Annotated in this window: 19 protein-coding genes, 3 tRNA genes and 1 other RNA gene; 3 read left to right on the top strand and 20 right to left on the bottom strand. The window is 46.4% G+C overall.

The window, feature by feature from the left end; genetic code table 11:
- Positions 1-84: 84 nt before the first annotated feature.
- Genes DWW77_RS05825 through DWW77_RS05805 form a run of 5 tightly spaced genes read right to left on the bottom strand, consistent with a single transcriptional unit; the run spans position 85 to position 7591 of the window.
- Complete coding sequence (locus DWW77_RS05825) at positions 85-2238, bottom strand: RNA degradosome polyphosphate kinase (RefSeq protein WP_118608261.1); 2154 nt, start codon at positions 2236-2238, stop codon at positions 85-87.
- A 16-nt stretch (positions 2239-2254) separates the two neighbouring features.
- Complete coding sequence (locus DWW77_RS05820) at positions 2255-3790, bottom strand: Ppx/GppA phosphatase family protein (RefSeq protein ID WP_118513710.1); 1536 nt, start codon at positions 3788-3790, stop codon at positions 2255-2257.
- Positions 3791-3824: 34 nt separating this feature from the next.
- Entirely contained in the window at positions 3825-5144 is a 1320-nt protein-coding gene (locus DWW77_RS05815; RefSeq protein ID WP_330575514.1) for an ATP-binding protein, read from the bottom strand.
- Positions 5145-5165: 21 nt separating this feature from the next.
- Positions 5166-6296 (bottom strand): prephenate dehydratase, encoded by a 1131-nt coding sequence (pheA, locus tag DWW77_RS05810; RefSeq protein ID WP_118608260.1) that lies wholly within the window; start codon positions 6294-6296, stop codon positions 5166-5168.
- The gene (locus tag DWW77_RS05805) at positions 6293-7591 is read right to left on the bottom strand and encodes a bifunctional folylpolyglutamate synthase/dihydrofolate synthase (protein ID WP_118513712.1); all 1299 of its coding nucleotides are present in this window, start codon (positions 7589-7591) and stop codon (positions 6293-6295) included. Before DWW77_RS05805 ends, pheA begins: the two co-directional genes overlap by 4 nt.
- 252 nt (positions 7592-7843) lie before the next feature.
- Here DWW77_RS05805 and DWW77_RS05800 point away from each other — a divergent pair, with 252 nt between their 5' ends.
- The 3 genes from DWW77_RS05800 (at position 7844) to DWW77_RS05790 (ending at position 9669) form a co-directional block, all read left to right on the top strand.
- A complete protein-coding gene (locus DWW77_RS05800) occupies positions 7844-8245 on the top strand; it encodes a putative ABC transporter permease (RefSeq protein ID WP_022426606.1) in 402 nt (133 codons plus the stop codon).
- 69 nt (positions 8246-8314) lie between these two features.
- Positions 8315-9238: an aspartate carbamoyltransferase gene (pyrB, locus tag DWW77_RS05795; RefSeq protein WP_118513714.1), complete on the top strand. Its 924-nt coding sequence runs from the start codon at positions 8315-8317 to the stop codon at positions 9236-9238.
- Entirely contained in the window at positions 9232-9669 is a 438-nt protein-coding gene (locus DWW77_RS05790; protein ID WP_118513716.1) for an aspartate carbamoyltransferase regulatory subunit, read from the top strand. The genes pyrB and DWW77_RS05790 overlap by 7 nt, the downstream gene beginning before the upstream one ends.
- A gap of 183 nt (positions 9670-9852) precedes the next feature.
- On the opposite strand, the gene rnpB is transcribed toward DWW77_RS05790, so the two are convergent.
- The 15 genes from rnpB to DWW77_RS05715 all read right to left on the bottom strand — a co-directional run bounded on the left by rnpB (position 9853) and on the right by DWW77_RS05715 (position 26079).
- Positions 9853-10203: RNase P RNA component class A (gene rnpB, locus DWW77_RS05785), an RNA gene on the bottom strand.
- A gap of 68 nt (positions 10204-10271) precedes the next feature.
- The gene (locus DWW77_RS05780) at positions 10272-11645 is read right to left on the bottom strand and encodes a sodium-dependent transporter (RefSeq protein ID WP_092069463.1); all 1374 of its coding nucleotides are present in this window, start codon (positions 11643-11645) and stop codon (positions 10272-10274) included.
- Positions 11646-12324: 679 nt separating this feature from the next.
- Complete coding sequence (selD, locus tag DWW77_RS05775; protein WP_330383049.1) at positions 12325-13359, bottom strand: selenide, water dikinase SelD; 1035 nt, start codon at positions 13357-13359, stop codon at positions 12325-12327.
- A 215-nt stretch (positions 13360-13574) separates the two neighbouring features.
- Complete coding sequence (locus DWW77_RS05770; RefSeq protein ID WP_173739874.1) at positions 13575-15242, bottom strand: nucleoside kinase; 1668 nt, start codon at positions 15240-15242, stop codon at positions 13575-13577.
- A gap of 147 nt (positions 15243-15389) precedes the next feature.
- The gene (locus tag DWW77_RS05765) at positions 15390-16172 is read right to left on the bottom strand and encodes a Nif3-like dinuclear metal center hexameric protein (RefSeq protein ID WP_021651148.1); all 783 of its coding nucleotides are present in this window, start codon (positions 16170-16172) and stop codon (positions 15390-15392) included.
- Positions 16159-16887 carry a tRNA (adenine(22)-N(1))-methyltransferase gene (locus DWW77_RS05760; protein ID WP_227573898.1) on the bottom strand — a complete coding sequence of 243 codons (729 nt, stop codon included), beginning with the start codon at positions 16885-16887 and terminating at the stop codon, positions 16159-16161. The genes DWW77_RS05765 and DWW77_RS05760 overlap by 14 nt, the downstream gene beginning before the upstream one ends.
- The gene (gene rpoD / locus DWW77_RS05755; protein WP_021651146.1) at positions 16880-18007 is read right to left on the bottom strand and encodes an RNA polymerase sigma factor RpoD; all 1128 of its coding nucleotides are present in this window, start codon (positions 18005-18007) and stop codon (positions 16880-16882) included. The genes DWW77_RS05760 and rpoD overlap by 8 nt, the downstream gene beginning before the upstream one ends.
- Positions 18008-18046: 39 nt before the next feature.
- A complete protein-coding gene (gene dnaG, locus DWW77_RS05750; RefSeq protein WP_110102026.1) occupies positions 18047-19840 on the bottom strand; it encodes a DNA primase in 1794 nt (597 codons plus the stop codon).
- Between the two features lie 19 nt (positions 19841-19859).
- Positions 19860-20870, bottom strand: coding sequence for a deoxyguanosinetriphosphate triphosphohydrolase (locus tag DWW77_RS05745; protein ID WP_015525757.1), 1011 nt, complete (start codon positions 20868-20870; stop codon positions 19860-19862).
- A 289-nt stretch (positions 20871-21159) separates the two neighbouring features.
- Positions 21160-21244: transfer RNA gene (locus DWW77_RS05740), tRNA-Leu, on the bottom strand.
- A gap of 27 nt (positions 21245-21271) precedes the next feature.
- Positions 21272-21356 (bottom strand) — tRNA-Leu (locus DWW77_RS05735).
- Between the two features lie 119 nt (positions 21357-21475).
- Positions 21476-23728 (bottom strand): leucine-rich repeat domain-containing protein, encoded by a 2253-nt coding sequence (locus DWW77_RS05730; protein ID WP_110102028.1) that lies wholly within the window; start codon positions 23726-23728, stop codon positions 21476-21478.
- 137 nt (positions 23729-23865) lie between these two features.
- Positions 23866-23950: transfer RNA gene (locus DWW77_RS05725), tRNA-Leu, on the bottom strand.
- A 272-nt stretch (positions 23951-24222) separates the two neighbouring features.
- On the bottom strand, positions 24223-24549 hold the full coding sequence (locus tag DWW77_RS05720) for a cupin domain-containing protein (protein WP_015525755.1): 327 nt from the start codon (positions 24547-24549) through the stop codon (positions 24223-24225).
- Between the two features lie 306 nt (positions 24550-24855).
- On the bottom strand, positions 24856-26079 hold the full coding sequence (locus DWW77_RS05715; protein ID WP_021651140.1) for an LL-diaminopimelate aminotransferase: 1224 nt from the start codon (positions 26077-26079) through the stop codon (positions 24856-24858).
- Positions 26080-26082: the final 3 nt, after the last annotated feature.

The following is a 26082-nucleotide window of genomic DNA, read 5'->3' as shown; positions in this document are numbered from 1 at the left end:
TGACATAATATGGATAATCTTTGAGAACATTATTTAAGGACAGCTGTATCATAAATTGATATGACAGGCTGTCCTTTTCTTTTACTATTTTATAATATCCTCCGCCGGTTCAGCCGGTACGAAAACTCTCTTCTTTTCTTTTTTCTCCTTCTTTGCTGCCCTGGCCCGCTCGGTAGCCTCCCTGCAGAATTCCATCTGGGAATTTATCAGCGTTTTGCCACGTTTGTCCTGCTTCTCATACAAACCGGAGGGCTGCAGGATATGTGCTTTTACATTGTCACGGAATTCCAGATCCAGCACATGCATGATCTCTTCCTTGATCCGCTCATCTTCCACAGGGAAAACAATCTCCACACGACGGTCAAGGTTACGTGGCATCCAGTCCGCACTTCCCATATAGATTTCATCGGAACCGCCATTGCGGAAATAGAAAATACGGCTGTGCTCCAGGAAATTGCCGACGATCGAACGCACGTGGATATTTTCGCTGATACCCGGAATGCCCACCTTCAGGCAGCAGATGCCGCGGATCAGAAGATCGATCCTTACGCCACAGGAAGAAGCATAATACAGCGCTGCTATGATCTCAGGGTCACACAGAGAATTCATCTTTGCCGCAATGTGAGCCTCTTCTCCCTTTTTCGCATGCTCCGCTTCTCTTTCGATCATTTTTACAAAACGGTCCTTCATCCAGATCGGCGCAACGATCAGGCGATTCCAGCGCTTCGGCTCGGAATATCCGGAAAGCATGTTGAACACAGCAGTTGCATCCTCTCCAAACCGTTCGTCACAGGTAAATATACCGCAGTCTGTATAAAGCTTGGCTGTGGAATCGTTATAGTTTCCGGTTGCCAGATGCACATATCTGCGGATTCCGTTTTCTTCTCTTCTCACAACAAGAGTGATCTTACTGTGTGTCTTCAGCCCCACCAGACCATAGATCACATGACAGCCTGCCTTTTCCAGCATTTTTGCCCAGACGATATTGTTTTCCTCATCAAAACGCGCCTTCAGTTCTACAAGAACGGAAACCTGCTTGCCGTTTTCTGCAGCCTGAGCAAGTGCCGCAATGATGGGTGAATTGCCGCTGACGCGATACAGAGTCTGCTTGATCGCCAGTACATCCGGGTCCTTTGCCGCCTGACGCACAAAATTCACCACCGGATCAAAACTCATATACGGATGATGCAGGAACACATCACCCTCCCTGATCACCTGGAAAATATCTTTGTCATTCTGAAATGCCGGCACTGCTGCCGGTTTGTATTTCGGTTCCTTGAACTGATCGTATCCGTCAATACCATAAACCTTCATCAGCATGGTCAGATCCAGCGGTCCGTTGATAAAAAAGATATCATCTCCATGAACCTGAAACTCCATTTTCAGAATATCCAGGAGTCGCGGATCCATCTTATCTTCCACTTCCAGGCGGATCACCTCTCCCCACTGGCGCTTTTTCAGCTGTTTCTGGATCTCAACCAGAAGATCCTCTGCTTCATCCTCGTCAATAGGAAGATCCGCATTACGCATGATCCTGTACGGATGGGCACAGATCACATCATAGCTTAAGAACAGCTTGTCGATGTTGCGCTCAATGATCTGTTCCAGAAGCGTTACGGTTGTATGGCCTTTTTTCTCAGATGGAATGATCACTACTCTTGGAAGTACAGAAGGCACCTGTACAGTGGCAAAATCAATCTCTTCTTTTCCTTTTTTGGTATCTTTTTTGGAAAGAAGTGCTCCGATATTCAACGTTTTATTACGGATCAGAGGAAACGGTCTGGAAGAATCCATTGCCATTGGTGTCAGGACCGGATATACATTGTCCTCAAAATACTGATCCACAAACTCTTTCTGCTTCTCGGAAAATGCCTCGTGCTCAAAGATCACATGAAGTCCTGCTTTTTCAAGTGCAGGGACCAGAGACCGGTTTAATGTACTGTACTGTACGTGAACAAGCTCATGTGTCTGCCGGCTGATGGCTTTCAGCTGTTCCTTGGCTGTCATTCCTGCAATATCCGTTTTTTTGTATCCTGCATGAACCTGATCCTTCAGGGATGCAACACGGACCATATAAAATTCATCCAGATTGGATGAGGTGATACTCAAAAATTTCATTCTCTCAAACAGAGGCAGATTTTTGTCTCTGGCTTCACTGAGCACACGATCATCAAATTTGATCCAGCTCAGTTCTCTGTTTACAAAATATTCCGGTTTGTCAAATTCCTTAAATTTCATACAAAAGCCTCCTCCGTTATCTTTTTCCCTTCCGTCTCATTACAAGCCGGATGCCAAACACCTCTTCAAAAAATTCCTTTTTATCTTTCAGAAGTCCCAGCTCCAGCGAAACATCCCTTGCGGAATCCACCACCAGGTAAAGAATCCTGTCTTTTAAGGTTACATTAAGCGCTTTTACCTTCTGGTAATGGCTTCTGTCCATAGCATTGGCCAGACGGAGAATTGCGGTCAGCTTCGCAGTCAGGAGATAATTTTCCCTGCTCATGGATGTTTCACGGTTGATCTCTTCGTAGCAGCCGAATTCTCTGGTATTGTACCTTACCGCACTGGCGATCACCTGCCGCTCCTCTGTGGAAAGACCTATGATCTCCGTAGCCATGATGATTCGGTAAGAGCATTCTGCCACCTCACTCATACTGATATATTTTCCGCAGTCATGAAGAAGAACCGCGATCTGCAGAAGAAGCCGTTCACGTTTTCCCATGCCGTGGATCTTCCTTGTGCTGTCAAAAATATCCAGTGCCACATCGGTAGTTCCTGCAATGTGATTCTTTCCGCTGGAATACCTTTTGGCAATGTTCCTGGATGCCACCAGGATATCATTTTCAAAATTATGTACACTTTTCAGATATTTATTTTTTTCCGCATGGTCATAGGCGATCCCGTCCAGAAGAGAAACACCCGGGATCCAGAGTGCTTCTGCCTGAAAGATTTCTATAAAGTTTCGAATGATAACCATGTTCGGCACGATCAGAGACGCATATTCCGGTTCCAGCTCCATGGATTCGGCAAGGTCATGATCGGACATGTTTACAATGGTCTCGTATTTCTTCAGGAATTCCTCCTTTGTAATGATATTCTCTCCGGATCTGTCCTGAAAAATCGTATCTGTGAGAAAATCTCCCATCAGGATCAGATTTGAGATTTCCTTGTCTTTAAGATAAAGGCGTTGAAAGCTTATCAGATCATTTCGGATAAATTCCTCTATCAGCCGGTCATAATGTGGAGTTGTTTTCTCCAGTTCTTTCAGACGTTCGCGGATACGAAGACTTCCCATACGGATACTCTGGGTCAGCACCAGAGCATCTTTGTCAAAGAGAGAAATCTGCAGATTTCCTCCTCCGATATCCAGGATCGCCGTACCCTTCTGAATAGCCTTTTTGAAGCCGGATTCAATGGCAGCAATGGATTTATATCCCAGGAAATGCTGTTCCGCATTGCTCAGGATCTCTACCCGGATACCAGTTCTCTGATATATCTGCTCCAGGATGATCACCGGATTTTCCAGCTCACGGAGAGAGCTTGTTGCACACGCACGCCAGCTTTCCACCCCAAATTCAGCCATCATGCGTTTAAAATCATTAAGGATCCCGCAGAGTTCATCCACAGTCTCCATCTCCAGCCGTCCTGCAGCGTAAGTTCCACGGCCCAGCTCCAGCTGGTAACGGACATCATTGATCTCCCGGAAGCCGATCCGCTTTGACATTTCAAAGATCTTCATACTGACTTCATAGGAGCCTATATCAATTGCTGCAAAGGTTGTCACCGCCATAGTTTTTCATCCTTTCCCCCAATACACAGGTAAACTATTTCTTTTTTTCTTCCTCTGTTCCCACAATGTAATCAATAAACTGCTGCGCTGCACGTCCGGTCAGTCCCCCGTGAGAAATCTCCCACTGGTTGGCTTTCAGAAGCAGTTCCTCCTCCGGCATGGTAACTCCATAACGGGCTGCCAGTGTACGGACGATCTCCTGGAACTGTTTTTTGTCCGGTTTGCCAAAGTAGATACGAACCCCAAAACGATATACCAGAGAAAGCTTCTCCTGTACGGTATCGGAGGAATGCAGATCATTGTCATCTGCGATCTCCAGCTTGTCTGTGGCACGCTCACGGACAAGATTACGCCGGTTACTTGTGGCATAGATCAGGACATTGTCCGGTTTTTTCTCAAGCCCGCCCTCGATCACTGCTTTCAGGTATTTATATTCAATTTCAAATTCCTCAAAGGAAAGATCATCCATATAAATGATAAAACGATAGTTACGGTTTTTGATCTGGGCGATGACTTCATTAAGATCCTGGAACTGATGCTTATAGGCCTCAATGATACGAAGTCCCTGATCATAATACTGGTTCAGGATTCCCTTGATACTGGAAGATTTGCCGGTTCCCGCATCGCCAAAGAGCAGACAGTTGTTCGCCTTTCTCCCCTGTACAAATGCCTCTGTATTATCAATGAGCTTTTTCTTGGCGATCTCATATCCTACCAGGTCATCGATCTTCACATGTGCGATTCTTGTGATAGGCTGGATCTCCACCTTTCCCTCTTCATCGTGGCCGATACGGAATGCCTTATGAAGGCCAAGCTTGCCAACACCGAAATCTTTATAGAAGGATACCATGTCATCCATAAATTCTTCGGTTGTGGTGGCTGCTGCCAGGGTTTTGCTCATCTGGCAGATCCGGTCACGGATCCTGGTGTTAAAGAGCTTGCTGTTCTCATCCGGTGTCTGGTAATCACAGATCACCCTGCAGCATACAGTTCCGAACACTTTGTCAAAGACCGTGATGTCAAAATCATACAGTTCCTTGAAAATCTGGAAATCATTTTTTGCCAGGTCATTAATGCTGCCCTTGATCGCTCCCCGGATCTCGCTTGCCATACTGAAAGCGTTCTCATGATTTACCAGAAGGAATGTAAGATATGTATGCCAGATATTTCCGGAAAAGCCGTACATTCCTGCCAGCTCCACCAGCCCGTTGACACTTTTGAAAAACTGGTCTTCTCTTGCCTTGAGTGCTTCTTCATCAGATTCATAAAGATTGATAAGCTCTGCCATATCGTTCAGTATCTCGCCGTTTGAAAATTCACGGTAAAGGATACATTCCTGAATTCTTGCCAACATAATAATTAACTCCTCTGTATCTTAATAATTTCCAAGAACACGGAGAACATTCGCCTCCGCCTCGATTCCTCTTAACGCATTTTCCACAGCGCTTTCGCCAAGCTTCCCTGTGAAATCCACGAAGAAACGGTATTCCCAGGATTTTCCCGGAATCGGACGGGATTCGATCTTGGTCATATTCAGACCGTTGTAAATGATATGGGAAAGCATGTTGTAAAGAGTTCCGCTTTCATGAGGCAGTTCAAAACAGATGCTGATCTTCCCGGCCTTTTCCTCATATTCCGGTTTCCTGCTTACAATAATAAAACGTGTGGAGTTTGCTTTTTCTCTGCAGATATTTTCTGCAAGGACCTTCAGACCGAATACCTCACCAGCCTCACGGCTTGCGATAGCTGCCACACCTTTGTCTCCCACTTCACTGACCTTTTTTGCCGCTCCTGCGGTGTTTTCCACTTCTTTCTTTTTCCAAGAAGGGTTTTCCTCCAGAAACGCTTTGCACTGGGCAAGTCCCTGGGGATGAGAGCATACTTCCCTGATATCCTTGATCTGTGCATCCGGCATTCCCAGAAGCACATGATCCACACGGATGATCTGCTCGCCCACGATATACAGCTTGTATTCCATAAGAAGGTCATAGATATCAGCCACGATACCTGCAGTAGAATTCTCAATAGGAAGTACCGCATAATCGGCCTTGCCATGGGTTACATCCTCCATAGCTGTCCTCCATGTTTTTACATGGTAGCTTTCAATATTTTTTCCAAAGTACTGCCGCATAGCCGCATAGCTGTAAGCTCCCTCTACCCCCTGAAACACAACCGTTGCGTTTTCAAGGGGAACATGCTTCACAGTTGTGAAATTGCGCTCTCCGTAAATCCCATGCTCTGTCAGCAGCTGGTACTGTCTCTTACGGCTGATGGCCATGATCTGACGGAAAAGCTCCTGCACGCCGAGGCTGTTAAAGTCTCCGTGAGCCTTGTTTTTCAGCGTATGGATCTTCTGGCTCTCACGTGCCGGATCCAGTACCTGCTTACCGGTTTTTATTTTATATTCAGCGACTTCCTCACTCACCTTCATTCGTTTTTCAAAGAGACGTACGATCTCACTGTCGATCTCATCGATCTCGTCTCTGTATCTTTCCAAATCCGTCATTGGTTTCCTCCGTTATGGTTCCTGATAATTTCTGTAAGGTTCCCCAGGAACGCCAGGGAACCAAAAGCAATGATCACATCCTCTTTTCCTGCCAGATGATAGGCCTCTGCCACTGCAGCTTCGATGTTGTCAAAGGGTCTTACATCAGAATGAAATTCCCGCACCGCATCTGCCAGTTCCTGCGGGGTCAGAGCCCTGGGGTTATCCGGTGCCGCAATCGTCAGGATGGTATCTGCATATTTTTCTGTTTTCCGGATGACCTTTCGGTAATCCTTGTCACGGAACATTCCCATGATGTAGATGATCCTTTTCCCCTTAAAATACCGCTCAATGGACGCAGCCAGCATGTCTGCTGCTGCAGGGTTATGAGCTCCGTCAACCACAAAATCCGGTTCTGTCCCGAGAAGTGCAAATCTTCCTGGCCAGGTGGTACGCTTCAGTCCATCCTGTCTCTGGACCAGTGTTGTGGGATATCCCTGTTCATTCAGGATTTCCAGTGCCCGGAGCGCTGCCACCGCATTCTCTTTCTGATAGGCACCTGCCAGGGATATTGTATATTTTTCTCCTTTATAAAGAAAGGTCTGGCCGGTTATGGATGCTTCCAGTACCTCTGCGCTGTCCCGGTCTGCTGCCTCGTACGGCACATTCTGTTCTTCACATATTCTCCGTATGACCGCCTCTGCCTCCGGCTGCTGCTTTACAGTTACCATATGACTGTCCGGTTTAATGATGCCGGCCTTTTTTTCTGCTATCTCGCCCAGGGTATTTCCAAGAAATGCCGTATGATCCATACTGATGGATACCAGAATGGAAAGAACTGTAGTACGTATAATGTTGGTGGCATCCAGATCGCCGCCCATACCAACTTCCATTAATACCAGATCGCATTTCTCATCCTGAAAATAAAGAAATGCGGCTGCAGTTTCAATTTCAAATACTGACGGATGCGGTTTTCCCTCTTTTACGATCTCATCGATCACCTCCGCGATCCTTGTCACATATGCTGCAAATTTCTCTCTGCTGACAGGTTCTCCGTTAACCTCCATCCTCTCTCTGTAGGAATAGACCGCCGGGGAAATATATCTTCCGACCCGGTAACCTGCACCTGATAAAGCGGAATACAGATATGCGATCACCGAACCCTTTCCGTTAGTTCCCGCTACATGAACATACTTCAGTTCATCCTGGGGATTTCCAAGCCGCCTCATCATCTCTCTCATATTTTCCAGGCCCAGAACAATTCCCTTTTTCAGTTCCGCGGCTCTGATGTAGGCACGACTTTCTTCATAATTCATCGTCTGTTTTCTCCTTCCGCATGTGTTGATAATCCATTACTGCTTTTTCACTTTGCAGTAATAATTTTGTTCATTATAACCCACGTGTATATTTTTTTCAAGGCAGGGAAGGCTATTAAAGACGCTTTTCCACGTTAAATATATGTAAAGTCCAGGCGGATATTCACAACCCCGCAGGGAACTTTCTTAATCCAGTTAAACTAACATTTTCCGGAAAGCGCAGGATTTCTGCTGATGAGAAGGAGCTTTAAAATGCAAAAGAAGGATTTTTTTCTGTGCGGTTTTACAGGCTGGTGTCTGGAGATCTTATGGACAGGACTGCACTCTCTTGTCACCGGACATTTTACTATGATGGGCAAAACCTCTCTTCTGATGTTCCCTGTTTACGGACTTGCAGCACTGATCCGTCCGGCTTACTACAAGCTTGCCCGCTTTCCGGTTATGGTACGGGGGATCATTTACAGCTGCGGGATTTTTTTCGTGGAATTTTTAAGCGGATCTTTTTTTCAGAAGCTTCACATCTGTCCCTGGGATTATTCTCATGTTCCGCTTCAGTATAAAGGAGTGATCCGACTGGACTATGCTCCTCTGTGGTTTTTTACCGGTCTCTTTTTTGAATGGCTTCTTCGACAAAATCCTCGGAAAGTCTCTTGAAAATCTCACAGTTATATTATATGATAATTGGAAGGAATCTTATTTCCAGTAAATAATTGGAGGTACAACATGAGACATTTAATGAGTCCTTTGGATCTCTCGGTCGAAGAGCTTGATAAGCTTCTGAATCTTGCCGACGACATCGGGAAAAATCCAAAAAAGTATGCGCATACCTGTGATGATAAAAGGCTTGCGACATTGTTTTACGAACCAAGTACACGTACACGTTTAAGCTTCGAAGCAGCCATGATGAATCTTGGAGGAAAGGTTCTCGGTTTTTCTTCTGCTGATTCCAGCTCTGCATCCAAAGGCGAGAGCGTTGCCGATACGATTCGCGTTGTTTCCTGTTATGCAGATATCTGTGCTATGCGCCATCCGAAAGAGGGTGCTCCGCTTGTAGCTTCTATGTCATCCAATATTCCGGTGATCAATGCCGGTGATGGCGGCCACCAGCATCCTACCCAAACATTAACCGATCTTTTAACTATCCGTTCCCTGAAGGGCAGACTTGACAATATTACCATCGGCCTCTGCGGTGACCTGAAATTTGGTCGTACCGTTCACTCTCTGATCGAGGCTCTGGTCCGTTATGAAAATGTGAAATTTGTTCTGATCTCTCCGGAGGAGCTTCGTATTCCAAGCTATATCCGTGAGGATGTTCTGAAACGCAACAATGTCGAGTTTGTCGAAGAGGAACGTCTGGAGGATGCACTTCCGGATCTGGATATCCTGTACATGACTCGTGTTCAGAAGGAACGTTTCTTCAACGAAGAGGATTATGTCCGCATGAAGGATTTCTATGTTCTGGACAAACAGAAAATGGAGCTTGCACCGAAGGATATGTATATCCTTCACCCACTCCCACGTGTTAACGAGATTTCTGTTGAAGTGGACTCTGATCCGCGTGCCGCTTATTTCAAACAGGCCCAGTATGGTGTGTATGTCCGTATGGCCCTGATTCTTACATTACTGGAGGTGGAACTGCCATGTTAAACGTAGGTGCTCTTCGTGAGGGTTATGTTCTGGATCATATCAAAGCCGGCAAAGCAATGACGATCTATCACGACCTGAAGCTGGATAAGCTGGATTGTACGGTTGCTATTATCAAAAATGCCCGCAGCAAGAAAATGGGAAAAAAGGATATCATCAAGGTTGAATGCCCCATCGAGGACCTGGATCTGGATATCCTTGGTTTTATCGATCATAATATTACCGTAAATATCATCAAGGACGAAAAGATCGTTGCAAAGAAAGAGCTGAAGCTGCCGAAGCAGGTTGTGAACGTGATCAAATGCAAGAATCCTCGCTGCATTACTTCCATCGAGCAGGGGCTGGATCAGATTTTTGTTCTTGCAGATGAAGAGAATGAAGTTTACCGGTGTAAATATTGTGAGGAGAAATATAGAGGTAAACGGAATAAATAGGGATTCAAGGATTCCTGCGAGAATTATTGACAAACAGACGCGTCCGGCTCCTGCGAAGGCCTGAATATCGAAGCGGGAACCGGGCGCTGTGTTTTCATAGAAAAGTTTTTTACAAAAAAGCAACTGATATTTTACAGAACATATCTGCAAAATACAGTTGCTTTTATTATGTGCTTATTATCATACACAGTCAGACCGATAAGCCGGGTTATGTCGTTGGGTGATCATCTATCTAGGCCTTCCGTTGCCAGAAGGCTCCAGCGACCTACCTGAAAGCACGACGGGCCGCCGTATGGCTTTCTTCTCGGTCTTGCTTCGAATGGAGTTTACATGTGCCCGCTCTGTTACCACAGCGGCGGTAGTCTCTTACACTGCCTTTCCACCCTTACCCCGCAAAACGGGGCGGTTTATTTCTGTTGCACTGGTCTGGGAGTTACCTCCACCGGACGTTATCCGGCATCCTGCCCTGTGAAGCCCGGACTTTCCTCGTCTGGACCCTTTCGTCTGTCCAGCCGCGATCACCTGGCCTGGCTGCGCACCTGCTATTTTAACACAGGTGTATAGACTTGTAAAGTTGGAATTTTCTTGGTCTCCTATGTCTTTTACATGGAAATCCATCCAAATGCATTTGCCACAGAACTGAAAAGAATGATCGCCGCAAAGATTGGGCAAAGATACTGGATCATAAAATTAAAGATTCTTTTTCTGCGGAAAGTACCACCTTCCTGCAGTACTTCCTCTTCAATCTTCTTTGTACCAACTACTCTGGATATCAGAAGACAGGTAGCAATCGCTGCGATCGGCATCATGACAGAGTTCGTCAGGAAATCAAAGAAATCAAGGAACTGCATTCCAATGATCTTAACACACGCCAGAGGACCATAGCCAAGAGAAGAAAGACTTCCGAGAACAACCATGATAATTCCGACAAATACTGTCGCCTTCTTGCGTCCCCATTTCAGTTCATCCTGAAAAGTAGATACTGCACTCTCAGTCAGTGCAATAGAACTGGTCAAGGCTGCACAGAGAACCAGTACAAAAAACAGGATTCCAACCAGAGTTCCAAATCCCATGCTTGCGAATACCTTCGGAATCGTAATAAACATCAGTGCCGGTCCCGCCTGTAACGTATCCGGATCTCCACCGGAAAATGCAAACACTGCCGGAATGATCATCAGACCTGCCATCATTGCGATCGCTGTGTCAAAAATTTCTACATTTTGTGTAGAACCTTCAATAGATACATCCTTTTTCATATAGGAACCAAAAGTTACCAGAATACCCATCGCGATCGACAGAGAATAAAACATCTGTCCCATTGCCGCAACCACTGTCATCCAGGAGAAGTTTTTGATATTTGGTATCAGAAAATATTTCACACCTTCCAGTGCTCCTGGCCTCGTTACCGAATAAATGACAATGACCACAGACAAGAATACCAGTATCGGCATCATTAATTTGGAAACTCGTTCCACGCCATTCTGCACACCTGCATAAATGATCACCAGCGTAAGCAGTGTAAAAAACAGGAAACAGGTTTCTGTAGAAAATCCATCCGCTATAAAAGCAGAAAAATATCCGTCTTCAGCAAGAGTCTGACTGCCTCCCTTTACATACTCCACCAGGTATTTAATTACCCATCCACCGATCACGGAATAATACGGCACGATCAGAACCGGTATGATCGCATTGATCCAACCGCCCAAAGACAGCCACTTTGATTTACCAAAAGTTCCAAACGCACCTACCGGACTTTTCTTTGTCATACGTCCCAGAGCTGTCTCTGCCACGATCATAGAATATCCGAAGGTCAATGCCAGAATGATATAGATCAGTAAAAAAATTCCACCGCCGTACTTTGCCGCCAGATAAGGGAATCTCCATATATTCCCAAGCCCTACCGAAGCACCAGCTGCAGACAGTACAAATCCAATCTTCCCGGAAAATGTACTCCTCTCATGTTTATGTTTCTCCATAATTCTTCCTTTCCCGTCACATATTTGTTTTTTGTATTCTTTATGTCTTCTCAATTTCCGCTCATATGATAATACCATGCTTTTATCCCTCAGGCAAACAATATATTAAAAAAATACAGAGCCTATATTTCCTGAATTACTGTTCACTCCATTCTCAGTAACACGCTTCGCGGTGCACAGAATTTATGCTAATCACATAAATTCGCGCAGTATGGCTCGGGTTTTCTGTGACCTTCGCTCACAAAAAACACCTCGCGGAATATTACCAGTAAACAGTAATTTTCCTGTTCTGCATCCCACAACCATACTCTCCGCACATTTTATATTTTTCCTGCCAGCTGGATGCACCAGCCTGGGGGAGAGGATATCGGTTTGGGCTGCTGCGGAGGAGGGGTGATAACTACTTGGGCTGCGGGAGTCGGCGTTATTGCGGCAGGGTCAGCTGTCTGAGCCAACGGCGAGTTCTGGCCCTGCCGCAATGCTTTTAGCCGACTCACGGAGTCCTAGTAGTATCCCCCGACGGAGTCCCTGCCCGGACCGATATCCTCTCCCCCAGGCGTCCGTCGTCCGCCATCCGCCATCCATCATTCTGCTTCCACCACTTTCCCCAGCAGTATCCCCCCTACGCAACCATCCACTCTGACGTTATCGTCCAAACATTCGTTCGTAAATTAATTTCCTACCGGATCTCCAACGTCCACTCCCGCCGATCCACAACCTCACCGATCACCCCAGCCTGCAGACCAGCCGCATCCAGCCGCTTCATGATCTCCGGCACATCCCTCTCCGGAACCGCCGCCAGCAATCCCCCAGAAGTCTGCGGATCAAACACCAGATCCTCCCGCCAGAGCTCTGCCACACTTTTCACTCCGGTTTTCTCAGCAAACTCCCGGTTCCTGTAAGCCCCACCCGGAATCAATCCCATAGAAGCAAACTCCTCCACATCCGGAAGCACCGGCAGCTTCTCCGTATCGATCACAACCGTCCGGTCACTGGCCACAGCCATCTCCGTAGCATGTCCCCCAAGACCAAACCCCGTCACATCCGTACAGGCATGAACCTCAAACTCTTTAAAAACCTCACAGGCATCCCGGTTCAGTTTCTTCATGGAAGCCAAAACCGCCTTACGTGCACCTTCCGTCACCAGATCCGCCTTGATCGCCGTATTCACGATCCCCGCACCCAGCGCCTTCGTCAGGATCAGCTTATCTCCGGTCTGCGCTCCAAAATTCTTCCAGAACTTCCTCGGATCTACAAAACCCGTCACACTGAGCCCATACTTTGGTGTATCATCCTGGATCGTATGGCCACCGGCAAGAACCGCACCAGCCTCCATCACCTTATCTGCACCACCACGCAGGATCTCCCCGAGAATCTCCACATCCATATCCTTCGGAAACGCCACAATATTCAAAGCCGTCTTTGGAGTTCCACCCATAGCATATACATCACTCAACGCATTGGCCGCCGCGATCTGCCCGAAATCATAAGGATCATCTGCCACAGGCGTAAAAAAATCCAGTGTCTGGATCAGCGCCAGATCATCACTCACCCGGTAAACTGCAGCATCATCCGAAGTGTCCGTTCCAACCAGAAGATCCGGATCACAGAACTTTGGCAGCCCGCCAAGAACTCCCGCCAGAGTCCCCGGTCCTACCTTAGCTGCACAGCCACAGTTTGGAGCCAGTTTTGTCAATTGTATTTTTTCTTTCATGATCATTTTCCCTTTCCTTTAAGTCCTGTAAATCCCGTCATCCATCCGCAGCACCACAGAGGACTTTAACTTTTCCGATTCACACTCAAAAGGCTCCACACACCACAGATCCTATGCACAGAGAAATCCTAATCTTCTCATCTTTGTGCCAACCGATATCTGCATTGCATAGAGCCTTATATCTACACATAGCTTTTTTTATTCATACAATTAATTTATACATTAAAACAACTACCGCCAATAAACTCCCTCAGAAGCGAATTAAACGGAACACCCTCACTGGGCACCGGCACAAAATAATCCAGGAACTTCAAAAGCCGCTTCGCCTCCTGATACTCCGGTTCACTCTTGTCAATTCCAAAAAGCAGCGGTTCCGCATAAACCTTCAGGCAGGCAAGCTCATACACAAGAGCTGAATTAAACATCACATCTGCTTCCTCCTGGAACGGAAAAATATTCTGCTCCTCGCCTCTCCGTACAGAAGGCCACCTTGCAATGGTATCCTTTGCGGAAGTTCCACGTGTACGTGCATCACGGACAATTCGGCGTATCAGTCTTCCATCCGTTGTGGGGATCCGGTTATGCTCATCAATGTTCAGCTGTGTCAACGCACTGATATAGATCTTAAACTTACTCTCTTTTGGAAGGGCATAACTCAGCTTGTCATTAAGCCCGTGAATGCCTTCGATAACCAGGATATCATCTTTTCCAAGCTGAAGCTGGTCTCCCCGGTATTCCCTGCATCCGGTCTTGAAATTAAATGTAGGAAGATCCACGGTTTTTCCCGAAAGAAGATTCAGCATATCTTCATTAAACTGCTTCGTATCAATGGCTTCCAGACACTCATAATTCTTTTCTCCGAATTCATCCAACGGCGTATGTTCACGATCCACAAAATAGTTATCCACAGCAATGGGATGCGGCTTCAGACCATGAGCAGAAAGCTGAATAGATAATCTGTGAGAAAAACTGGTCTTTCCGGAAGAAGACGGACCTGCGATCATTACGAACTTTACATTGCCCCTTCTCCGGATCTCCTCGGCAATCGAAGAAATCTTGGCCTCATGGAGTGCCTCCTGGATCAGCATCAGGCTCTGCACACCTTCTCTTGTGATCCGGTCATTGAGATCTCCTACAGTGGCAACATCCAGCTTATCGCCCCACTCTTCCGATTCCTTCTGCACATGGAAGATCTTATCCTGGGGTTCAAAAGGCTCCAGCACATCCGGGTTCTTCTGTCTCGGAAGAATCAGCACAAAGCCTTCATCATAAAGCTGCAGATCAAAATACTTCACATAGCCGGTATCTGGTGCCATAAATCCGTAAAAATAATCCTCGAAATTTTCCAGGCTGTAAATATTCACTCTGGAAACCCGCCGATAACGGAACAGCTTTTCTTTATCATACATATGATGCCTGTGGAACATGGAAACGGCATCATCCGTGCTGACACTGCGTTTGCAGATCGGAAGCTTCCGGTCTACCAGTTCCCGCATCCGCACTTTTACCCGGTCAAGAAGCTCCTGATCCAGGGTAGCACTGCCTTTCATAGTAAAATAAAGAGCATTTCCAATAGAATAATGGATCACAACATGATCCACATTCTCTTTTCCAGCTACATCAAAAATTGCCTTCAAAAGAATAAAGATCGCACTTCTCCGATAGGTTTTTCGACCGGCACTGTCCTTTGCGGTTATAAATCCCAGTGTACAGTCATGCTGAAGCTTCTTGTGAAGCTCACGGAGCTTTCCGTTCTCAGTCACAAGGATCACCGGATACTCTGTTTTGCCCTCATAATCCCTTATGATCTCAGAATACGGTGTCATTTTGGGGTATTCCCTTGTTTCTCCGTTTATGGTCACTTTAATCATTGTCTGTTCCATAACGATCCCCTCCACAGGCTTACATATTTATACAGCTGCCCGATTTTTCGGACAGCCATGTGTTTCACAATTCATTTTTCCGAAACGGATAATCGTATTCCGTCCCACTACATATTCATGAATACAAGCACTTTTTGCGATCCGCTTTTACAAAACAGTATATGGATTTTTCACACTGGCGCAGGTTGTCTTAAGCGCAGAGAATGCCTCATTCAGTTCCTTCTCCATAGCTTCCGCAAAAATATACTCCGTACCGTAATGTCCGGCATCTACGATCGCCAGACCATCTGCCATAGTATCAATGGCAGTATGATAATCAATATCTCCGGTCACATATACATCCGCACCGGCGGCCATTACATCACCGATCATACTCTTTCCGCTTCCTGTACAGATCGCCACAGTCTCGATCTTCCGATCCAGATCACCGTAAACCCGCACATCCGGAAGATGATTGCATTCTTTTACATATTTTCCAAACTCACCAAGAGTCATAACATGGGGAAGCTTTCCTACTCTTCCGAACCCCTCCGGCTGCTCCCCGGATTCATCGGTAACTGTAAGCACCCTTGTATCCTGAAGCTTCAGATGCTCTGCGCTTAAATCTGCCATTCCGATCACATCATAATTGGTATGCATGGCAAAATACGGGATATCCTCCTTTATCAGACGGAGGATCTTCCTTCCGGTAAAGGTATGATTGTTGATCTTTTTGATCCCGGAAAAGATCATTGGGTGATGGGTAAGGATCATATCCGCACCAGCAGCCACCGCCTCATCCAACACCGGTTCCGTAAGATCCAGCGCAAGAAATACATGGGAAATCTCTTTCTGGTCATCTCCCACCAGCAGTCCCACATTATCCCAGTCCTCCGCAAATTTTTGCGGATGGTGCTCATTCAGCCATTCGATCAGTTCATATGCTTTCATATCGTTTCAGAGCTGTATGGATCAGCTCCATTTCCTCCTTTACTTCTGCCAGACGAGTTTTTGCGGAAACAGACTCTGCCCCGGAAAGACCGGCAAGTATTTTCTTACGAATCATTTCCTCCCGGAGAAGATACTCTTTAAGGACCGGGTGACATTTTTTCAGAAGGAGAGGTCCAAACCAGGCCTCTTCCTCTGTGTAAACAGACTTTTCTCCCGAATTGTTACGTACCGCTTTCATCATAGGATAAAATTTTCCGTCTTCTTTTATCATTTCTTCCCTTACGATCTCCCAGCCGATCTCAGAAAGAAAATGCCGGAAATGAGGAAGGTCCGACTGAGGCTGCAGGATCAGTTCCTGAAACCCCTCCCGGACCTTCGCTCCATCCTTTAATATCCTTTCCATCAGAGGACCACCCATTCCCGCGATCACCAGGGTATCACCTTCTCCTGGCTCAAGCTTCGCAAGCCCGTCGCTCAAACGGGTCTCTATGTAATCTTCAAGGCCATAACGGGTAATATTCTCCCTGGCTCTTGAAAGCGGTCCCGGGCGTACATCCATGGCAATGGCTGACGGAACTGTTTTTTCACTGACAAGCCAGATCGACAGATAGCCATGGTCACATCCTACGTCTGCCAGCCGGTTTCCTTTTGTTACCATACCGGCAATGGCACGAAGACGCATGGAAAGCTGTACGGATATATTTTTATCAGTCAAGATAATCCTTCAGCTTGCGGCTGCGGCTGGGATGACGCAGCTTGCGCAGAGCTTTTGCCTCGATCTGACGGATACGCTCTCTTGTGACATTGAACTCTTTACCAACTTCCTCCAGAGTTCTGGCACGTCCGTCGTCCAGTCCGAAACGGAGGCGGAGAACCTTCTGTTCACGGTCAGTAAGCGTACTTAAGACTTCTACCAGCTGCTCCTTCAGAAGTGTAAATGCAGCTGCATCTGCAGGTACCGGAACATTATCATCCTGGATGAAATCGCCAAGATGACTGTCTTCCTCCTCACCGATAGGAGTTTCCAGAGATACCGGCTCCTGAGAGATCTTAAGGATCTCACGTACACGGTCTACCGGCATGTCCATCTCCTCAGCAATTTCCTCCGGCGTAGGTTCACGTCCAAGCTCCTGGAGCAGCTGACGGGAAACACGGATCAGCTTGTTGATAGTCTCAACCATATGCACAGGGATACGGATGGTACGTGCCTGATCTGCAATGGCTCTTGTGATAGCCTGACGGATCCACCAGGTTGCATAGGTACTGAACTTGTAGCCTTTTCTGTAATCAAATTTTTCAACAGCTTTGATAAGGCCAAGATTTCCCTCCTGGATCAGGTCGAGGAACAGCATCCCACGTCCAACATAACGCTTTGCAATGCTGACAACAAGACGGAGATTGGCCTCTGCCAGACGTTTCTTGGCAGCTTCATCCCCCTTTTCCATTCTCTTGGCAAGCTCGATCTCCTCATCTGCACTTAACAGACTGACTTTACCGATCTCTTTCAGGTACATACGGACCGGATCCTCGATGCTGACACCTTCCGGTACAGAGAGGTCGATCTTATCAAGCTCTACCTCTTCTTCATCTTCCATCCCATCCATATCCATATCGTTATCAAGGAGGAGTTCGTCACCGCTATTTTCTGTGATACGGAGAACGTCCACACCGCTGGCCTCCAGGAAGTCAAAAACCTTCTCCATCTGATCCACTTCCAGTGGAGAGTCCTTGAAAAAGTCGCTGATCTCCTGATATTCCAGCACATTCTTTTTCTTTTTTGCAAGTTCAAGAAGCTCTACAAGTTTCTCGCTGAATTTTGCCATATTCATTTCCATAGGTGCTCTATACCTCCATATAGTGTTTATATTTTATCCTTAATTGAAAGAAATATGCAGCTGCTGCCTCTTTCTTCCAAGGTCTTCCAGTTCTTTTTTTGCTTTTATCAGTTCCTGAAGCCCGGCCATGTCTGACGGGTCCCAGGTACGGTTTTTTTCTTTGAGGCTTTCTTCCTTGATCCGCAGCAGCGCATCGGAAAAAGCCCTCTGCTGTTCTCCTTCGTTTTCCAGATGGATGGTGGCGTTAAAAAGAGATGCCACCTCCCGCTGCTCCTCACTGTCTGTAAAGGCGTTGAGAAGCTTTCCCGGATTGGTCTCTCCCTCCTTATGCTGTTCAAACAGCATCTGGGCTACCTCTTTATACAGCGGTACCACAAAATCGGAAGGGGAAATGTATTTTTCCACCTGTTCAAAAATACCCGGATAATTTACAAGCCAGGTCAGCATCAGCTTCTGTGCTTTGTCTGCGGCGGATTCCTTTTTCTTTGTTTCCGGAGTCCCGGACTTTGGCTGGATCCGTTTCTCTGCAGGCGTTCCCTTCAGAGCCAGCGTGTTGACCCTTTTCCGGATATCCTCCGTGCCCACTCCATAGCGGCCGTATTCCTTTACAATGGCTTCTATATAAAGATTCCTCTCCAGTTCATCGGAAAGCTCCAGAAGCATCCCGGCACACCGCTCAAAAAACTGATTCTGTCCCTGGGGTGCATCCATGGCAAATTCCTGTTCCGCAATATGTACACGAAACATAAAGCTGTCCATGGCCCGGTTCAGACGTTCCTCAAAGGCCTCCGCTCCTTCATTCTTGATGAACTCGTCCGGATCCTTCCAGGGCTTCAGGCTTACTACCCTGGACGTGACTCCCGCCTCCCGCAGGATCGGAATCGCACGAAGTGCCGCCCGGATCCCTGCACCGTCACTGTCATAAAGAAGCAGGACTTCCTTGGTGTAACGTTTCACAAGGCTTGCATGTCCGGAGGTCAGTGCAGTTCCAAGCGACGCCACTGCATTGGTAAAGCCTGCCTGATGCATGGCGATCACATCCATATATCCCTCACAGAGGATCAGATAATTCTTCCTGGTGGTCCTGGCCACATTCAGCCCGTAAAGATTCCGGCTCTTATCAAAGATCTTCGTCTCCGGTGAATTCAGGTACTTGGGCTTGCCATCTCCCATGACACGACCTCCGAAACCAATGACCCGGTTGTTTACATCCATGATCGGGAAGATCACACGGTTCCAGAACTTATCATACATACCTCGCCGCTCATCTACATTGAACAGGCCGGATTCCCTGAGAAGTTCATCACTGTAGCCCTTCCCCTTAAGATATTTGTACAGATCATCACTATACTTATCCGAATATCCAAGACCGAATTTACGGATGGTTTCCTCGGAAAGACCTCTTCCTGTCAGATATCCGTAAGCCGTCTTTCCGCCTTCTCTCCGGAGCTGATAATAAAAGTACTGTGCTGCCAGCTTGTTGATCTCCAGAAGATTTGCTCTCTGTTCTGCTTTTTCTCTGGCTTCTCTGGAATACTCGATCTTCGGAAGCTCTACCCCTGCCCGGTCAGCCAGATGTGACAGCGCCTCACCAAACGAGTAATTCTCATATTCCATGATAAAATTGTATACGTTTCCTCCTGCCCCGCAGCCAAAGCAGTAATACATCTGCTTGGATGGTGTTACGGAAAAGGAAGGGGTTTTCTCATTATGGAAGGGACACAGCCCAAAATAGGAACTCCCCCTCCGTGTCAGTTTCACATACTGGGATATCACGTCTACAATGTCATTTTTCATTCGGACTTCTTCTATGATGTCATCTGAATAACGCATGCTTATCCCTCTTTTCCATTTAATAGACCTCCCAGGCTCTCGGTATATAGATCTCCCTGAATTTCTCCATGGAATACTGATCCGTCATTCCCGAAATATAATCACATACTGCCTGTTCCTTAGGTACTCCCCGGTATTCCACCAATTCCCTGTATTCCCGGGACATTGCCTCCGGATGGTCAGTATAATATCCGTACAGTTCACTCAGCATCTGGATCACTTTATCCTCTTCCTTCCTGGCAACCGGATTCTCATAGACATTCCGGAACATCAGCGCCCGAAGCTCCATCATCGCCTCAAAAACATCCGGCGACATGGAGATGCTGTCTTTCCCCATACTGTTCTCTATAATATTATGTACGAAAGTATTCAGCCGTTCTCTCGTGGTATAGCCCAGAAAAGTTCTCATTGTGACAGGAATATCATCTTCTGTGATGATCCCTGCCCGCTGGGCATCGTCCATATCATGGTGGATATAGGCGATCTTGTCAGAAAAACGTACCACCTGTCCTTCCAGTGTGAAAGGATTTCCGCTGGTGCGGTGATTCATGATCCCATTTCGGACTTCCCAGGTAAGGTTCAGCCCGTTTCCGTTCTTCTCCAGTACTTCCACAACCCGGACGCTCTGCCTATAGTGTGCAAAGCCACCCGGATGTACCTGATCCAGTGCTCTCTCTCCTGCATGTCCAAAAGGCGTATGCCCCAGATCATGTCCCAAAGCGATTGCTTCCACCAGATCTTCATTTAAGCGAAGTGCCTTGGCAATAGTCCGGGCGATCTGCGATACCTCCAGTGTATGTGTCAGCCTGGTACGGTAATGATCTCCCTGTGGTGCCAGAAACACCTGTGTCTTATCCTTCATACGGCGAAAAGCCTTACAGTGAAGGATCCTGTCTCTGTCTCTCTGATACGTTGTCCGCACATCGCATTCCTCTTCCGGGTGCTCCCGGCCTCTGGTATCTGCGCTGTGAGAAGCATAAGGGCTCAAAAGCTCCCGTTCTCTCTGTTCCATGCTCTCTCTGATGTTCATAAGCATTTCCTCCACAGTCTGACAAACAGCGGCGACAAAATACCCTCTGTTAATTATATTCTACACAAAACCACAAATTCCTCTTTTCTGAAAAAATAATTCAAAAAATATTGGAGTTACGGTCTGATCAGCCCTTAAGATGTCCAAAATTATCCTATTGTATATGAAACGAATACAAATATATCACGCAGATCTTCCCATTTCAGCTTCTCACCAGTGCAGGCATGCAATAATTTACTTTCATATAGCCAAAAACAGAGCTGCAATTCACAGCTCTGTTTTAAAGTCATGCGGAAGATGGGACTTGAACCCACACAAGCGCAATGCTTACAAGATCCTTAGTCTTGCTCGTCTGCCAGTTCCGACACTTCCGCATATCGCATTTCATTGGAAATTTCCAATGCGGAAGATGGGACTTGAACCCACACGAGCGCAATGCTCACAAGATCCTTAGTCTTGCTCGTCTGCCAGTTCCGACACTTCCGCATGACCGCATTTCCTTGGGATTTTTTATTTTCTCCCTCGCGACAAGTGATAGTATAGCAAAGTGGATCTTGTATGTCAACACCTTTTTTCAAAAGTTTTCTATTTTTTCGGTTTTTCTGTTATTTTGTCACGATTATCTTTGGTCCGGCACCCTTTGCACGGAGGAGTTTTTTGTATGCACTTACCCTGGAAGCCGGTACTTTAAATCTGCAGTTGGAACGGATCCCCTTAAATGCATTGGCTCCGGTCTTCGCTGTCGTAAGCTTTGTGCTGAAGATCGTTACATTGGAGAGTTTACTGCAGCCGCAGAAGGCTTTCGCACCTACTGTCATTATATTCGCTCCGATTTTCACTGTTGTCAGCTTCTTCGCTCCGGACATTGCAGAGGTGCCAATGGCTGTTACACGAAAGCTCTTTCCACCAATCTTTACTGTCGTCGGGATCGTAAGTGTCTTTCTTGCTGCCTTATCCGTAGCTCCGGTAAAGACTACGGTTCCCTTGCCGGATGTGTCTGCATTGGATATCTTATATTTCAGCCTGCTGACTGTATAGACTGCGTTTTTCTGAACCGTGATCCGGAATTTTTTTGTAACAGAACCGTTATATTTTCCTTTTCCTTTGATCGTAACGGATGCAGTTCCGATGTTTTTATTATTCTTCCAGGTAAGGGTGTAATCCCTTCCGTTTACAAGCTTCTTACCGCCGTAGGTTATGGTGAGTGCCTGGGTCAGCGGCTTTCCGGTAAAGGCCCCGGTCTTAAGTGCGGATATCTTTGTTTTGCTGATATTGGTAACCGCTGCAGTCTGTCCACCAATGGAAACAAATTTCACATCTTTAAAAAATACATGATATAAATTTTCACATTGATGCATTCTCTTTACATATCGTTCCGCTGCCGAGCCTGTATAACCTTCTACTGTAAAACCACCGGGAATAACTTCCTCTGCACCATTTCCCCTGTTATAACGTATTCCTAATGCCAGTCCACCAATATCTGTAACTGATTTCGGAATACGGATCTTTTTCAGCTTAAGGCAATCATGAAACGCCCCATCTTCGATCTTCGTCAGTCCCTCATGTAAGGTCACACTGGTCAGCCCGGTATTGCAAAATGTATCAGGCCCGATCTGCGTCAGACCGGCAGGTATGTCAATCTTATCCAATGATGTACAATTTCTGAATGCATCTGTCCCTAATTTATTTAACTGAGCCGGAAGCTGGATCTGTGTCAGATTTTCGCAGTTAAAAAATGCACCCTCACCCAGCTCTTTTAATTGAGGCGGAAGCTGTACCTGCTTCAGATTTTTGCAGTTACAAAATGCCCCTCCTCCTATCAGCGTCAGTTTTTCCGGAAGCTGGATATTTCTGAGTCCGGTCTCGAAAAATGCATTCCTTTCTATTTCTGTTACGGAATCCGGTAACACAATAGAACTCAGCGCACTGCAGCCCCAAAATGCTCCGTCACTGATTTTTTCCAATACTGTATTCTCAAATATCACACCCTCCAGACTGCTGCAATCTCGAAAGGCATCCTCTCCAATAGACCTCACTCCATTTTTTAATGTAACCTTTTTCAGCCCGGTACATTTTCCAAACATATCTCTCGGCACATCCACTGCACCGGATATCACCACACTCTCTATATTTGGCACATCGTAAAAGCATTGCTCCGGCATATTCATGCCTGCATTTCCATGGATTTCCAGTTCCTTAATATATTTTTTCAGATTCCACATGCCCCATCTATCAAAGCCTGTGATCCCATTCCCGATTACAAGCTTATTTACTCTAGAAAAATCGATGCCTGCCTTCTCCAAAGCACTTTCAGATATCTCATTTTTTGTCAACTCCATGTTATTTCCCGTAATGGTCAGTGTTCCATTCCCGTCCAGTACCCACGTAAATTTTCCATCAGAGTATTCTGCAGATGCCTGCACTGCATCCTTCGTTCCATCATCAAAAGCTGCGTTTTCTTCTTCCTGTTCGCATTCCTCCAACGCTTCGGCTGCATCCATTGCCGCTTCCGGAGTCTCCGGATCTTCCTCTTCTGCAGTACCCTCTGGCGCTTCTTCACCAGGCTCCATTACGCCTGTTTCCGCATTCTCCTGTACGTTATTCCCGGTATCTGGCTTGTCTGTATCTGTGGTTTCCTGTTCCTCTGTAGCAGCTGATCCATCTGCAATCTCTGCTTCCGTCTCTGCAGTATCTTCTTGATCTGAGGATGCAGCATCTCCACTTTCTTCTGCCAAAAATGTTGCTTCCGCACCCTCTGGTTCCATTTCTGCCGCCACTGTCAGCTCCGCCGGAGTCAGTGCCAGACTTGCCGCTACAAGTACGACCATGATCTTTTTTCCTGCACTTTTTCTTCTCATATGACTATGCTCCTTCCATTTTCTTCTATCATATCATATAAACATGATATATTCTATCCGGATTCCTTTTTTACAGATATTTTTAGGTAGCAAAAAAACTGCATCCGTTTCCAGATGCAGGTTTCTCAAATAAAAAATGCGGAAGATGGGACTTGAACCCACACGAGCGCAATGCTCACAAGATCCTTAGTCTTGCTCGTCTGCCAGTTCCGACACTTCCGCATATCGCATTTCTTCGGGATTCTTTATCTTCTCCCTCGCGACAAGTGATAGTATAGCAAAGTGCTTTTTGTATGTCAACAGTTTTTTTCTAAAAAAATCCAAAAATATTTTTTGTTTATACAATTAATACATTTCGTTTAATAACAATCTGAGACAGAGAATCTTTCATCCCAGAATTTATACTCCGACACAGGTTACGCCTCAGTCGTAAAAAGAGCAGCCTCTTCAAAAAGGCCGCCCTTCTGTCTCACTTCTGTTTTCTTCTATATGGATCAGTCAAAAATGATCAGTGCCATAAACACAAGATCTGTGTCGCCTGTATTGGTAAGACCGTGTCCTTTTCCATCTGGTGTGATGGTGATGTCGCCGGCCTTTACCGGGCGTTTCACGCCGTTATCGTCGTACTCGCCTTCACCGCTTAAGATATAGTAGGTTTCTGTCTCGCCATGATGCTCATGGTATCCCAGAGAACATCCTTTTTCGATGGTAACCTGTGCGTAAAGTCCGCATTTTCCCTTCAGCTCGTCTCCCTCAAGAATGTCTTTGATGATCACATGGCCTTTACCGCCGCACATATTTTCTACTCTTCTGATACCCATGATAAAATCCCCTTTCGTGATTGCGTAAATTTGTGAAATTTTATGAACACAGGCTTTCTGCGGCCTGTGCCTTACTTCCTGTACAATTATAAATGATATGATAAATTTTCGCAATCCTTATTGTTATTTTCACAAATTAACTTACAGGCAAATTTTTCCCACTGCTTATTGCTTTTCGCAACCCTGCCGGGAGCTTCTTTGATCCAGATCAAGTGGATATTCGCAATGAAGCAGAATATTTCTTTGATTCGGTAAAAAAACGAAGCAGCTCTTTTACAAAGACCTGCTCCGCAATTTATACTCATATTACAGATTTTTAATTCTCTCAATTGCCTCAAGAGTATTCTCATAGCTTCCGAATGCTGTCAGACGGAAATATCCCTCACCATGTGCACCAAAGCCTGAACCTGGTGTTCCTACGATGTGTGCTTTCTCAAGGAGATAATCAAAGAACTCCCAGGAGGTCATCTGATCCGGTGTTTTCAGCCAGATATATGGAGCATTTTTTCCACCAGACACGGAAAATCCTGCTGCGGAAAGTCCCTCCAGGATCGTCTTTGCATTACGCATGTAATAAGCGATCTGCTCCTTCAGCTGTGCTTTTCCCTCCGGAGAGTAAACAGCCTCGCCTGCTCTCTGTACAATGTACGGAGCACCGTTAAACTTGGTTCCGTGGCGTCTTGCCCAGAGACTGTGAAGCTCTACGCCATCACGCACCAGTTCCTTCGGAACAACAGTAAATCCAAGACGAACGCCTGTAAAGCCAGCATTTTTGGAAAAGCTTCGAAGCTCGATGGCACAGGTTCTCGCACCCTCGCACTCATAAATGCTGTGCGGGACATCCTCCTCGGAAATATATGCCTCATATGCTGCATCATAGATGATCACGCAGCCGTTTTTGTTGGCGTAGTCGACCCACTCCTGAAGAGCTGCCTTTGTGATCGCACCACCGGTGGGATTGTTCGGGAAGCAGAGATAGATCAGATCCGGTACCTCATCTGCCGGGATCTCCGGAAGGAAACCATTCTCCTCTTTGCAGGGCATGTAGATCACACCGTCAAAATTCTCTCTCTCCTTGTTATACAGACCAGTACGTCCGGCCATAACGTTGGTATCTACATATACAGGATAAACCGGGTCGCAGACCGCAACCTTGTTATCCAGTCCGAAAATCTCCTGGATGTTTCCGGAATCACTTTTTGCTCCATCGGAAACAAAAATCTCGTCTGCGCTGATGTCGCAGCCTCTGGACTGATAATCATTTTTTGCAATGGCACTTCTTAAGAACTCATATCCGAGATCCGGAGCATATCCGTGAAAGGTTTCTGCGTGTGCCATCTCGTCTACGGATTTATGAAGGGCATCGATGATCGCCGGTGCAAGCGGCTGTGTCACATCACCGATTCCAAGACTGATCACAGAATCCTTAAATTCCGGATTGGCCTCCTTATATGCGCTTACCTTCTTTGCGATATTGGAAAACAGATAGCTTCCCGGAAGTTTTAAATAATTCTGATTTACTGTAACCATAGT

It is taken from the genome of Ruminococcus sp. AF17-12, from assembly GCF_003479245.1.
Lineage (GTDB): Bacteria > Bacillota > Clostridia > Lachnospirales > Lachnospiraceae > Blautia_A > Blautia_A fusiformis.
The sequence above is the reverse complement of the archived record's forward strand: the minus strand, read 5'-3'. Positions and strand labels throughout refer to the sequence as shown.